Annotated in this window: 8 protein-coding genes; 5 read left to right on the top strand and 3 right to left on the bottom strand. The window is 67.1% G+C overall.

Going from position 1 to position 13720, the window contains the following annotated elements:
• Positions 1 to 11 precede the first annotated feature (11 nt).
• Both U5N23_RS21880 and U5N23_RS21885 read right to left on the bottom strand, forming a co-directional pair.
• The gene (locus tag U5N23_RS21880; RefSeq protein WP_322594840.1) at positions 12 to 4880 is read right to left on the bottom strand and encodes a PAS domain S-box protein; all 4869 of its coding nucleotides are present in this window, start codon (positions 4878 to 4880) and stop codon (positions 12 to 14) included.
• A 27-nt stretch (positions 4881 to 4907) separates the two neighbouring features.
• The gene (locus U5N23_RS21885) at positions 4908 to 7454 is read right to left on the bottom strand and encodes an EAL domain-containing protein (RefSeq protein WP_322594841.1); all 2547 of its coding nucleotides are present in this window, start codon (positions 7452 to 7454) and stop codon (positions 4908 to 4910) included.
• Positions 7455 to 7827: 373 nt separating this feature from the next.
• Between U5N23_RS21885 and U5N23_RS21890 the strand changes: the two genes are divergently transcribed.
• Positions 7828 to 8286 (top strand): DUF2141 domain-containing protein, encoded by a 459-nt coding sequence (locus U5N23_RS21890; RefSeq protein WP_322594842.1) that lies wholly within the window; start codon positions 7828 to 7830, stop codon positions 8284 to 8286.
• A 23-nt stretch (positions 8287 to 8309) separates the two neighbouring features.
• A complete protein-coding gene (locus tag U5N23_RS21895; RefSeq protein ID WP_322594843.1) occupies positions 8310 to 9839 on the top strand; it encodes a carotenoid oxygenase family protein in 1530 nt (509 codons plus the stop codon).
• Here U5N23_RS21895 and U5N23_RS21900 read toward each other — a convergent pair.
• Positions 9836 to 10753 (bottom strand): LysR family transcriptional regulator, encoded by a 918-nt coding sequence (locus U5N23_RS21900; RefSeq protein ID WP_322594844.1) that lies wholly within the window; start codon positions 10751 to 10753, stop codon positions 9836 to 9838. The genes U5N23_RS21895 and U5N23_RS21900 overlap by 4 nt on opposite strands.
• Positions 10754 to 10830: 77 nt before the next feature.
• On the opposite strand from U5N23_RS21900, the gene msuE reads away from it, so the two are divergent.
• The 3 genes from msuE to U5N23_RS21915 all read left to right on the top strand — a co-directional run bounded on the left by msuE (position 10831) and on the right by U5N23_RS21915 (position 13565).
• A complete protein-coding gene (gene msuE / locus U5N23_RS21905; RefSeq protein ID WP_322594845.1) occupies positions 10831 to 11424 on the top strand; it encodes an FMN reductase in 594 nt (197 codons plus the stop codon).
• A 45-nt stretch (positions 11425 to 11469) separates the two neighbouring features.
• Positions 11470 to 12456, top strand: coding sequence for a DUF1852 domain-containing protein (locus U5N23_RS21910; RefSeq protein ID WP_322594846.1), 987 nt, complete (start codon positions 11470 to 11472; stop codon positions 12454 to 12456).
• Positions 12457 to 12539: 83 nt separating this feature from the next.
• A complete protein-coding gene (locus U5N23_RS21915) occupies positions 12540 to 13565 on the top strand; it encodes a methionine synthase (protein ID WP_322594847.1) in 1026 nt (341 codons plus the stop codon).
• Positions 13566 to 13720 lie beyond the last annotated feature (155 nt).

The raw sequence follows: 13720 nt of genomic DNA on the forward strand, positions 1-13720 counted from the left end.
GAGAGGACTGGTCAGGGGGCGGTGGCGGAATCGGGCGCGGAGGGCGGCTCGGGCACCACGGAGGCGATGGTATCCAGCGCCTGTTCGAAATCAAAGTTCCGAATGTGCACATCCACTGCCTTGAATACCGGGTCCAGAAATGCCTCCAGCACGATTGCATTGTGTTGCAAAAACTCGGCGGCTGCCGGGTCGTCCTGCAACAACAGCGTGCGCAACTGGTGCAGCAGCTCGGCGGGGGCCTGGGTCGGCGCCACGCTGCCGGCATCGACCAGGTCCGGCGCGCTGGCGGTCCACTGCTGCAATGCATCGATCAGGGGCTTGAGCGCGCCGTCCAGCGCCGCGAGCAGGGGTGCCGTGGTCTCGGGCGGTTGCGGGCCCCTGCGCAGCAGGTCTTCGAGCTGGTGGGCGCGGTCTGCCACGGGCTGCGCGCCGATGTTGGCGGCCACCGAACGCAGCGTGTGCGCCAGGCGCTCGGCCAGGCCCACCTCCCCCGCATCGAGCGCCGCCTGCATCTCCCGTACCACCGCCGCCTGGCCGTGCGCGAAACGGCCCAGCATGTCGCCATAGAGGGCAGGCTTGCCCAGGGCCCGCTGCAGCCCCAGCGCTGTATCCAGCCCGGCCACCAGCGGCCAGGCCACGGGCTTGGGTGGGCTTGGCGGCAGCGCCGCGCCGTTGCGCAGGGGCGGTGGCGGCAGGCCCTGGGGCACGCCCAGCCCGGGGCGCGGCTGTATCCAGCGCGCCAGCGCCTGCCACAGGGCGGCCGGGTCGATGGGCTTGGCCACATGGTCGTTCATGCCGGCATCAAAGCAGCGCTGGCGGTCGGCGTCCATGGCATTGGCCGTCATGGCCACGATGGGCAGGCGCGCAAAGCGCGGATCGGCGCGCAGGTGCCGGGTGGCGGTCTCGCCGTCCATCACCGGCATCTGCATGTCCATCAGCACCAGGTCGTAGCTGTCTTCGTGCAGCCGGCGGATGGCTTCCTGCCCGTTGCCGACCACGTCCACGTCAAAGCCCGCATCGCGCAGCAGCTCCACGGCCACCATCTGGTTGAGTTCGTTGTCCTCCACCAGCAGCACGCGCGCTCCCCGGATGGCCAGCGGCAGCTCTTCGGACACGGGCGGCGGCACGTACTGGCGCTGCAGCGCGGGCAGCGCGTGCTCCAGCGGCTGCATCAGCGTCTCCAGCAGCAGCGAGGCATTCACCGGCTTGATCAACACCGTCTCGATGCCCTGCGCGCGCGCAGCGCGCATCACGTCCTCGCGCCCATAGGCCGTGACCATGAGCATCTGCGGCACCTGGGGCATGCCCAGGCGGCGGATGTGGCCCGCCAGCTCGACGCCGTCCATGCCCGGCATGTGCCAGTCGAGCAGCAGCAGACCGAAGAAGCGGTTCTTCGCCATGGACTCGCGCAGGATCTCCAGCGCCTGCAGGCCGGAGTAGGCCTGCTCCACCTCGAAGCCCATGGCCTGCAGCATGTCCGAGAGCACGGTGGCAGCCGTGTGGTTGTCGTCCACCACCAGCACCCGGCGGCCCACCAGGTCCGGCGGCGGCAGCAGCACCCGGGCCGGAGCGCCGCGCTCCAGCGGCAGGCTGACCCAGAAGGTCGAGCCCTTGCCGAACTCGCTGATCACCCCGACCTCACCGCCCATCAGTTCGGCCAGGCTCTTGCAGATGGCCAGGCCCAGGCCGGTGCCGCCATAGCGGCGCGTGGTGGAGGTGTCGGCCTGCTGGAAGCTGGCGAACAGGCGCCCCATCTGCTCGGCCGTGAGGCCGATGCCCGTGTCGCGCACCTCGAAGCGCAGGCTCACCCGCTTTTCGCTTTCTTCGAGCAGCCGCACGGCAATGCTGATCTCGCCCTGGTCGGTGAACTTGATCGCATTGTTGGCAAAGTTGATCAGGATCTGGCCCAGGCGCAGCGAATCGCCCACCAGATTGGGCGGCACGTTGGCGGCGACATCGCACACCAGCTCCAGCCCCTTGGCACCGGCCTTGTAGCCCACCACGTCGGTCACGCTCTCCAGCATGCGGTCGAGCACGAAGGGCTGCTTTTCGACCGTGAGCTTGCCCGCCTCGATCTTGGAGAAATCCAGGATGTCGTTGATCACGCCCAGAAGGTGCTGACCGGCCTGCTGGATCTTGCTCACGTAGTCGTGCTGGCGCGTGTTCAGCCCCGACTTGAGCGCCAGGTGCGACATGCCGATGATGGCGTTCATCGGCGTGCGGATCTCGTGGCTCATGTTGGCCAGGAAGTTGGACTTGAGCGCGGTGGACTCCTCGGCCAGCTCCTTGGCGCGGCGCAGGTCCTCCTCGGCGCGCTGGCGGTCGGTGATGTCCACGAAGGTGCCGATGGCGCCACCGGGCGAGCCGTCGGCGCGCGCGAAGGCGTGCAGCCAGAACAGGGTGTGGTGCACCTGCCCGTCGGCATAGGGCATGTCCACCTCCCGGTGCACCGAGTGCAGGCCGTTCATGGCCTGCAGGTTGTCGCCCTGGAAGCGCGTGCGCTGCTCGGGCGACAGGAAGTCGAGGTCGAGTATCGTCTTGCCCACGAGGTCGGCGCGCCGCACCCCGAAGGCCTGCTCGTAGGCGCGGTTGAAGCCGATGTAGCGCCCGTCGGCCCCCTTGTAGAACAGCGGCACGGGAATCGCGTCGATCAGCGCCTGCTGGAAGCCGAGCTGCTCCTCCACCTGCTCTTCGAGTTGCTTTTGGTCGTGGATGTCCACGCTCACGCCCACCACACGCACCGCGCGGCCCGCGCCGTCGCGCAGGATGCGCGCGGCCATCAGGAACCAGCGCACCTCGCCGTCCGGGCGCACGATGCGCCAGGAGTTGCGCAGATCGGTGTCGGCCCCGTCCAGGCTGGCCCTGAAGTTGGCACTGGCCTCCTCACGGTCATCGGGGTGCAGGCGGTCAAGCCAGTAGCCCAGGCCTGCGGGCTGCGTGCCCGCCGGCAGGCCCAGCATGGAGACGAGCTTGTCGGACCAGACCACGGTGTCGGCCACCAGATCGATGTCGAACACGCCCACCTTGCCGGCTTCCTGGGCGATCTCCAGCCGCTCATTGGCTTGCTGGATGGCGATCTCGCCCTTGCGGGTCTCGGTCACGTCCTCGATGACCCAGATGGAGGCCGAGCGGTAGCCTTCCATGTTGATGCTGCGCCCAGCCAGCCGGGCCTCGAAGCTGCTGCCATCAAGCCGGCGCAGCGTGGCGCGCTCGCGCAGCGCCTGGCCCGAGGCGAGCCGCTGCGCGATGAGCGCCGCGAAGCTGTCCGACTGCGCCTGGTCGCCGAACAGCGCGGCCACCTCGCCGCCCAGCAACTGCGAGGCCGTGCCGCGCATGAGCTCCACGAAGGCCGGGTTGAACTGGCGGAACTGCCCTTCGCAGACCAGCAGGATGGGCGGCGCATTGTCGAAGATGGCCGTCTGCTGCTCCAGCAGCTCGTTGAGCAGGCGTTCGCGCCGCTCCAGCTCGGACTGCGCGCGCATGCGCTGCGACACATCCTCGTGCAGCCCGACGATGGCGATGCGCTTGCCGCGCCCATCGAACACGGGCGACAGGATGGCTTCGTCGTGGTAGATGCTCGCGTCGCGGCGCCGGTTCACGAAGCTGCCGCGCCAGGAGCGGCCCGACAGCAGGGTGGCCCACATGTCCTTGTAGGTCTGCGGCGGCGTCTGGTCGGTGGAGACGATGGACGGCTTCTTGCCGCGCACCTCGTCCAGCGCATAGCCGGTGTTGCGCTCGTACTGGGGGTTCACCCAGTCGATGCGGCCTTCCCCATCGGTGATGACCACGGCCACGGGGCTGCTCTCCAGGGCCGCGCCCAGCACCCGGAACCGCTCCAGTGCCGCCGCCATGCGGGTGCGGCTGCGCAGCAGGTCCAGCAGCAGCAGCCCCAGCAAGGCCAGCAGCACAAAGGCGGCAGCCCCCACCTGCCAGCGCAGCAGGGTCGGCACCAGGGTGCTGACATCATCGAGCACCACCAGTTGCCACTGCCCCCCGGGGTCGTTCCATTCGACGTTGCGGCTCGCCACCGCATAGCTCACCCCGTTGAGCAGCACCTCGCCGGCATCGGGCGCAAACGGCAGTGCGGAGGCCACGCCGTTCTCGAAATGGCGCCCGAACTGGCGCGATGCCCGGATGGCATCGATGCGCGCCTGCGTGAGCGGCGGCGCCACGGCGAACTGCCATTCGGGCCGGGTGGAAGAGAACACCACGCCCTGAGGGGACATCAACAGGGCCGGGATGCCGGTGCTCGCCAGCAGCGCATCGACCACCTCGAAGCCCACCTTGAACATCACCACGCCAACGATGGTGCTGTTGGGAGAGTCCGTCTCGTACAGGGGCGCCGCGTAGTACAGGCCCCGCTCCTGGCTGTTCACACCGATGGCCGCATAGACGCTGATGGCGCCCTTCATGGCCTGCTGAAAATAGGGCCGAAAGGCCAGGTTCAAGCCGGTCGCACGCTCGCCAGCGGTCTCGTGCGCCACCACGGTGCCATCGGCCGACATCACGTACACGCCGCTGATCAGAAAGCGCCCGCGCGCCACCGCCAGCCGCGCCAGCGAGCCCGGGTCATCCGGCGGCGTATAGCCGCGCGCCATGTCCTTGAGCTGGGGCTCACTCAGGCCCATGAGCGACACCGCACCGATCAGGCCCCCGCCCGTGGTCTGCGTGATCAGCGCATCGGCCGCCTGCTGCACGATGCGCGTGCGCTCCACCGCACGCTCCTGGCCGCGCCAGTAGGCCACGGCCTGCACGACCAGCCAGGCGCCGAGCAGCGACAACGCCACCACCAGCGCCAGACCCCGGGTCCAGGCCGGATCGCGTTCGAGCACGCGATCCAGGAATCTTCCCTCTTTGTCGTTCCTGTTCACCTGTGCCATGCACAGCCTCCCAGGCGGGTTGAGGTGTCAGCGCGTCGGGTCCAGCATTGCATCGATTTCCTCCACCGGCACAGGCCTGCCAAACAGATAGCCCTGGAAGCCCTCGCAGCCATGCAGCCTGAGGAACCCCAGTTGCCCCGTCGTCTCCACCCCCTCGGCCACCACCTGCAGGTCCAGGCTCTTGGCCAGCGCCAATATGGTGCGCACGATGGCCGCGTCGTTGGGGTCGCTCAGCACGTCGCGCACGAAGCTCTGGTCGATCTTGATCTGGTCCAGCGGCAGCCGCTTGAGGTAGGACAGGGACGAGTAGCCGGTGCCGAAGTCATCCAGCGCAAAGCCCACCCCCTCTGCCTTGAGCTGCTCCATGCGCACGATGGTGTCTTCGATGTCCCCCAGCAGCAGGCTTTCGGTGAGTTCCAGCTTGAGCAACTGGGGTTTGGCCTGGCAGTCTTTCAGGGTGCCCAGCACTTCGGCGACGAAGCCCGGTTGCCGGAACTGGCGCGCGCTGACGTTCACGGAGATGCTCAGGTGGGCGGTGGCGGGGCTCTGGCCCCAGCGCTGCAGTTGCCTGCAGGCGGTCTCCAGCACGTACTGGCCCAGGGGGAGGATGAGGCCGGTCTGTTCGGCCAGGGGGATGAAGTCGCCGGGGCTGATCATGCCGCGCTGGGGGTGGCGCCAGCGCACCAGGGCTTCGGCGCCCACCAGGCGGGCCTGGTGGTCGACGACGGGCTGGTAGTGCACGAGCAGTTCGCTGCGGGCCAGGCCCTGGCGCAGGTCGGCTTCCAGGTTGGAGCGGGCGTTGACGGCGGCCTGCATGTCGGGGTCGAAGAAGCGCTGGGTGTTGCGCCCGGCGGCCTTGGCCTGGTACATGGCCAGGTCTGCCCTTTTGAGCAGTTCGTCCACCGACAGGCGTTCGTCGCCAAACAGGGTGATGCCGATGCTGGGGGTGCTGTAGTGCTGCTGGCCTCCGAGCGCGAAGGGCTGGTTCAGGCTGGCCAGGAGTTTTTCGGCGACGGTTTCGGCCTGGGCGGCGGCGTCGGCCAGTTCGGGGTTCAGGTTGTCCAGCATGACGACGAATTCGTCGCCGCCAAAGCGCGCCACGGTGTCGGCTTCGCGCACGCTGCCCACCAGGCGGGTGGCAACCTGGGACAGCAGCTGGTCGCCCATGTCGTGGCCCAGGGTGTCGTTGAGGTCCTTGAAGTTATCGAGGTCGATGAACAGCAGGGCCCCGAGGTTCTTGCTGCGCTGGCAGGCGGCCAGGGAGCGTTGCAGGCGGTCGAGCAGCAGGCGGCGGTTGGGCAGGCCGGTGAGTGCGTCGTAGAACGCCAGGCGCTCGATCTCCTGCTCTGCGCGCTTGCGGTCGGTGATGTCCATGGTGAAGCCATGCGAGATCACCGAGCCATCGGCCTCGCGGTGCGGTATGGCGTTCGTCATGTGCCAGCGGATGCTGCCATCGGGCATGCGCACCCGGTACTCGCACTGCCAGGGCACGAGCTTGCGCACCGACTGCAGGGCCGAGCGCTGCAGGGCCTGCAGGTCCTCGGCCAGCACCCAGTTGGAGAGCACACCATGGTCGGCCGTCACTTCGTGCGGCTCCACCCCCATGAAGTCGCGCACCGCATCGCTGATGTACTGCACGCTGGTGACGCCATCCAGGTGCAGGCGGTACTGGTAGATGAAGCCGGGGATGCGGCTGGCAATGCGCTGGATGAACAGCAGTTGCTCGCGCAACTGCTCGGCGGCGCGGCGCTCATCGGTCACGTCCTGCACCACGCCCATGTCCACGCGCATGCCGTCCTTGGCCGTGAGCCGGCGCACGCGCGAGCGCATCCAGCGGATCTCGCCATCCGGGCGCTTCCAGCGGTACTCGACATCGGCACCGGTGCCGCGCTCGCGCGCAGTCTCGAACACATGGCGGTCCTCGGCCAGGATGCCGCTGACCGCGCGCTCGGGGCTCATCCACTCCTGGCGCTCCACCCCAGCGATATCGCAAAGACCGGGGGACCACAGCAGCACCGTCTCGCCCGGGTCCTCGATGCGCCGCCAGTGCCCGGTCTGGGCCAGGCTTTCCATGGTGTTGAAGACATCGGTCTGCTCGCGCAGCTCGCGCCGCACGTCCTGCAGCGCATGTTCGGCAGCGGCCAGCGCAGCGCGCAGGCCCTCGGCCTCGCTCGCGTCGCGCACCGTGACGACGATGGAGCCATTGTCGAGACGGCGCGCCGACACGTCCCAGGCCACCAGCAGCCGCCCCGGCTCGCGCGCCACCTGGCGGCACTCGAGCAGCATGCCGGTGCGCGCCACGGTCTGCAGTTGGTCCACGAGGTTGGTGCCCGCCAGCAGGTCAAAGACATCGACCGCATCGGCACCGCTGACGCGCACGCCCCCCAGGCCCGGCATGCGCCGGGCAGCGGAGTTGGCGGCGCGCAAAAGCAGCCGCCCATCCAGCGGGCGAAATTCCATCAGTGCCAGGGGAACGGCATCGAGCAGCGCCTGCAGGCGCGCCTGCGCCGACGACTCCGCGAAGTCTTCGCTGGCACCCGCAAACAGATCGGTCAGGAGTTCGGCAGAAATCACAGTCGCTCTGAAACCTCTCACAAACGGTGGGCCGCACAGGGTCATGGCGGCGGCAGCCACCAATGTACACCGCAAAGTATGTCAAAACGTAACAAAACAGAATCACCCATTTGGGCGGTGACCCCGGTGGCACAGGCGCATGTTCCCACGTTCTGCCGCCATGGCGCGCTTATTTATGGGTGCCCCGGCCTGCGGCCCCCTGGCCGGTGCCCGGCCGCAGGGAGCGGGGCGCCCCCGCCACCGGCGCCCTTGGAAGCCCCTTTCGCGCCCCGCCCGTGCCACTTCGTCGCACGCCGGTGGCAGCACGGCCAGGGCGTTTCTAGAGTGCGGGCACTGGAGACGCGGTGTCTCCATCCACCCTGGAGAACTGCACATGACGATGGCTTCACCCCTTTTGACCGCCCGCCAACTTCCCCGCACGGCGCGCGCCCTGGCATTGGCCGGCGCATGCCTGGCCCTGGGCAACGCGCACGCGCTGGACCTGACCGTGGAGGTGGGCAACACCAAGGCGGACAAGGGGCCGGTGCTGGCTGCGGTCTATGGCTCCGCCGACGGCTGGCTGAAGTTCAGCAAGGCGGTGCAAAGCGGCATGGCCCCGGTGTCGGGCGACAAGACCGTGCTGGTGCTGCGCGACCTGCCCGCCGGCAGCTATGCGCTGTCGCTGTACCAGGACGAGAACGGCAACGGCAAGCTCGATACCAACCTGGTCGGCATGCCCCAGGAACGCACCGGCTTCAGCCGTGACGCCCAGGGCAACATGGGCCCGCCCCGCTTCCAGGACGCGGCCATCGAGCTGCAGCAGGACACCACCATCACCATCCAGTTGCGGTGAACGGCACACCAGGAGCACGCACCATGGACCGCCGCCTCTTTTGCCAGTCACTGGCCCTGGGAACCGCCGGCAGCGCGCTGGGCGCCCTGCCCCTTTCTGCCGCACACGCTGCCGGCAGGCCCGAGTCCGGCGCCACGCTGAGCGCCTTCAACCAGCGCCGCAGCGGCGCGCCCTGGGCCCTCGGCTTCGAGGGCCTGCAGGCCGACCTCGCGCCCCAGCCGATGCAGTTGCGCGGCAAGCTGCCCCAGCACCTGCGCGGCACCCTGCTGCGCAACGGCCCTGCGCAGCACCGCCTGGGCGATGTGCGCTACCAGCACTGGTTCGACGGCGACGGCATGATCCAGCAGTACCGCTTCAGCGACCAGGGCGTGCGGCACCAGGCACGCTTTCTGCGCACGCAGAAGTGGGTTGCCGAGAACGCGGCCGGCCGCCGCCTGCTGCACAGCTTCGGCACCGAGGTGGCCGGGGGCAGCCCCATGGCGTCGGCCGATGCGGGCAACGTGGCCAATACCAGCGTGGTGCACCACGCGGGCGAAACCCTTGCCCTGTGGGAGGGCGGATCGGCCACGCGGTTCGATCCTGCCACCCTGGAAACCGGGGGCCTCAAGACCTGGACACCGGAGCACGCGGGCATGCCCTTCTCGGCCCACCCCAAGATCGGTGCCGACGGTACGCTGTGGAATTTCGGCGTGAGCAGCGCCCATGGTCTGCTGTCGATCTACCGGGTTTCGGCCCAAGGGCAGGTGCGCACTGCCACGCTCCAGGTGCCGGACATGGCCATGGTGCACGACTTCGCGGTGACCGAGCAGCACCTGGTCTTTCTGCTGCCCCCGCTCATCTTCGACCTGGAGCGGGCCCATGCGGGCAGCACCTTTCTGGACAGCCATGTCTGGAAACCACAGCTGGGCATGCGGGCGCTGGTGCTGCACAAGGACCGGCTCGACCAGCCACAGTGGATGGAGCTGCCCGCCGGCTTCCTGTTCCACACCGGCAATGCCTGGGAAGACGGCAAGGGCGTCATCCACCTCGACTACATCCGCTCGGAGGATGACTCGGTGATCAACCAGGGCTTTCGTGCGCTGATGCGCGGCGACTTCGAGGGCGAGCCTGCGCATGCGGTGGCGCTGGTCGAACTCGACACGCGCACCGGCCGTGCGCGGCAGACCCTGCAGGCGCACCACGCCGAATTTCCGCGCATTGATCCGCGTTTCGTTGGCCGTCGGCACACACAGCTCTTCATGGCAGAGCGGGTAGCCGTGTCGAACCGCCCGGGCTTCGACTGCGTGGCGCGGCTGAACGTGGACAGCGGCAAGGTGGACCGCTACCGCTACGGCGCCGACGTGATGGTCGAGGAGCATGTGTTCATCCCCGCCCGCAGCGCAAGCGCCAAGGAGGGCGAGGGCTGGCTGGTGGGCACGGCGCTGGACCTGCGCAATCAGCGCACGCTGCTCTCGGTGTTCGACGCACGCCGGCTGGCCCAGGGCCCGCTGGCCCAGGGCAGCATGGACCGCGCGGTGCCCCTGGGCTTTCACGGGACCTTCATCCCGGCTTAGGACCGAAGGGGCTCGCCCCCGGCGCTGGCCATGGCAGGCTGGCGGGCCAGTTCGATGAAGGCCCTCACGTAGTCGATGGCAGTGTCCGCATCGCGGGCTCCCAGGAAGATCTGCTTGGCGATGCCGCGCGCGCCCAGCCGCACCGGCACCACGTCCATCTTGGCCGCGTACTCCTCGACCAGCCAGCGCGGCAGCGCGGCCACACCGCGGCCGCTGGCCACCATCTGCAGCATGATGTCTGTGGTTTCGATCGCCTTGTGGCGCCGGGGCGTGACGCCTGCGGGCAGCAGGAACTGGTTGTAGATGTCCAGGCGCTCGATGTCCACGGGGTAGCTGATGAGCACCTCCTGGGTCAGTTGCTGCGGCTTCACGTAGGCCGCGCCGGCCAGCGCATGGCCCCGGGCCACGACGAGCACCTGCTCGTAGTCGAACACGGGCTCGAACTTCAGCCCGGGCTTGAACAGCGGGTCGGGCGTGACCAGTAGGTCGATCTCGTAGCCGAAGAGCGCGCCGATCCCGCCGAACTGGAATTTCTGCTTCACGTCCACGTCCACGTCAGGCCATGCGGACAGATAGGGCGACACCACCTTGAGCAGCCACTGGTAGCACGGGTGGCATTCCATGCCGATGCGCAGCGCACCGCGCTCGCCCTGCGCGAACTGGCCCAGGCGCTCTTCGGCCAGGTCCAGTTGCGGCAGCACCCGGTTGGCCACCGCCAGCAGGTACTGGCCCGCCTGCGTCAGGCGCAGGCTGCGGCCTTCGCGCAGCCAGACATCGGTGCCCAGTTGCTGCTCCAGCTTCTTCATGCTGTGGCTCAGGGCCGACTGGGTCAGGTTCAGCACGCCTGCGGCGGCCGTCAACGACCCCTGTTTTTCGACCTGCTGGACGATGCTGAGGTGGATGCGCTCAAGCATTCAAATGAGCCATATTCATGGATTCGTGAAATAAAACCATTTTACTTCATCACTCCGCACCCATAGCATCGACTCCCATGAAAGCACACACGGCACATCCACTGCGCATCGTCGCGGTTTCTGGCGGGCTGCAACGCCCCTCCAAGGCCGCATCCCTGGCAGAGCATCTGCTGGACCTGATCGCCGACACGTTCCCGTGCGAACAGCGCCTGGTCGAACTGGGCCAGCTCGCACCGCAGTTGGCCGGCGCGGTCTGGCGCTCGCAACTGCCCGACACGGTGGAGCGGGAACTGGCAGCGGTCGAACAAGCCGACGTTCTGGTGGTGGCAACACCGGTCTACCGGGGCTCCTATACGGGGTTGTTCAAGCACTTCTTCGACTTCATCCACCAGGACGCCCTGGTCGACAAGCCGGTCTTGCTGGCGGCCACCGGCGGCAGCGAGCGCCATGCCCTGGTGATCGACCACCAGTTGCGGCCGCTGTTCAGCTTCTTCCAGGCTCGCACCTTGCCGCTGGGCGTCTACGCGACGGACCACGATTTCGCCGGCTACCGCCTGCAGAACGAGGCCCTGATCGAGCGCGCCCGGCTGGCGGTCCACAGGGCATTGCCCTTGGTCGAATTGGCGCGCCAAGCCCGGCCCTCTGTGGTCCAGGAAATGGTTGCGGCCTGAAGCAAAAACCGTCTTTTCTTTCAACAATCAGCCCACCCGATCGCAATGACCAAAGAACTTGCCTTTAGTCTCAAGACCCTCCGTTTCGATGAAAACTACCAGCCATCGGACAGCACGCGCATCACCACCAACTTTGCCAATCTGGCCCGCGGAACAAGCCGGCAACAGAACCTGCGCAACACGCTGGGGATGATCGACAACCGCTTCAATGACCTGGCGCATTGGGACAATCCGACGGGAGATCGCTACGCGGTCGAGCTTGAGATCATCTCCGTCGAGATGAGCCTTGGAGCCAAGGGCAGCAGCAGTGCTGCGTTTCCGTTGATCGAGATACTGAAACCCTGCATCCTCGACAAGAAAACGAACAAGCGCATCGACGGCATCGCGGGGAACAATTTCTCATCCTACGTGCGCGACTACGACTTCAGCGTGGTGCTGCCGCAATACAACGCCCATCGCGCGGAATTCGGCACGCCTCATGACTTTGGCGACCTGCATGGAAAGCTGTTCCAGCAGTTTGCCAACTCGGGCCTTTACAAGGAGCGCTTCGGCAAGCCGCCTGTCATCTGCATCAGCGCCTCGACCAGCAAGACCTACCAGCGGACCGGCAACCAGCACCCCGTCCTGGGTGTCGAGTACCAGCAGAATGAACCATCCTCGACCGACCAGTACTTTGCCAAAATGGGGATGCAGGTGCGCTTCTTCATGCCGCCCAATGGCGTTGCGCCATTGGCTTTCTACTTTGTTGGCGACCTGCTGGGCGACTACACGAACCTCGAGTTGATCGGCACCATCAGCACCATGGAAACCTTCCAGAAGATCTACCGCCCCGAAATCTACAACGCCAACTCTGCCGCAGGCAAACTCTACCGACCGAGCCTGAAGAACCAGGATTACTCGTCGACCCAGATTGTCTACGACCGCGAAGAACGCAGCCAGTTGGCTGTCACGCAGGGGAAATTTGCAGAAGAGCACTTCATCAAGCCGTACAGGAACGTTCTTGAACAATGGGCTGCCACCTGCGCGATCTGATACCCCGGCATAGCGCACCAAGCGGGCCAGACGGCCCCAGCATATGCTCACCCCATCCATCTTTGCTTTAAAGGAATTTTCAGATGTTTGAAACCTCCATCGCCGGCAGCCTGCCCAAGCCCGCCTGGCTGGCCGAAACCAACAAGCTCTGGCCCCAGTGGATGGCCGAAGGCGATGCGCTGCGCCAAGCCAAGGCCGACGCGACCCTGCTGTGGATCAAGGCCCAGGAAGATGCAGGCCTGGACATCGTGGGCGACGGTGAGCAATCGCGCCAGCATTTCGTGCACGGCTTCCTGGAGCAGGTCGAGGGCATCGACTTCGAGCACAAGGTGAAGATGGGTATCCGCGACAACCGCTACGACGCGATGGTGCCGCAGGTGGTTTCGGCCCTGCGCCTGAAGGGCCGCGTGCATGCTTTCGAGGCACAGCTGGCGCGCGCCCACACGAAGAAGAAGCTCAAATTCACCCTGCCCGGCCCCATGACCATCGTCGACACCGTGGCCGACCGCTTCTACGGCGACAAGGTGAAGATGGCCTTCGCCTTCGCCGAACTGCTCAACCAGGAGGCGCTCGCGCTGCAGGCCGATGGCGTGGACATCATCCAGTTCGACGAGCCCGCGTTCAACGTCTACATGAAGGATGCCGCCGATTGGGGCGTGCAGGCGCTCGAGCGTGCGGCGCAGGGCCTGACCTGTACGACGGCGGTGCATATCTGCTACGGCTACGGCATCAAGGCCAATACCGACTGGAAGAGCACCCTGGGCGACGAATGGCGCCAGTACGAGGCGGTGTTCCCGGCCCTTGCCAAGAGCAGCATCGACCAGGTGAGCCTGGAATGCATCCACTCCCATGTGCCGCCCGACCTGATGAAGCTGCTGGCCGGCAAGGACGTGATGGTCGGCGTGATCGATGTGGCCAGCGACGTGGTCGAAACCCCCGAGGAAGTGGCCGACACCATAGCCCGGGCGCTGGAGTTCGTGCCCAAGGAGCGGTTGTTCCCGTGCACGAATTGCGGCCTGGCGCCGATGGGGCGGGATGTGGCGTGGCGCAAGCTGCAAGCGCTGGCGGCAGGCACCCAGCTGGCCAAGGAGCGGCTTGCCGCGGCGTGACGCTCACCCGGCCGTCCATCCTGGCGTAGGCGGCCGCCGTTGATCGCAACGGCCGCAAGGCAACCCATGGGGCCGGTGGGTCCGATGGGTCTGCGGCCACAAAGGTCCGTTGGATCATCCACAAAGCATCTCCCGCTGCGGCGGGCGTTCCGCCT

This window comes from Acidovorax sp., from assembly GCF_034519795.1.
In the GTDB taxonomy this organism is placed as follows: Bacteria; Pseudomonadota; Gammaproteobacteria; order Burkholderiales; family Burkholderiaceae_C; genus Acidovorax.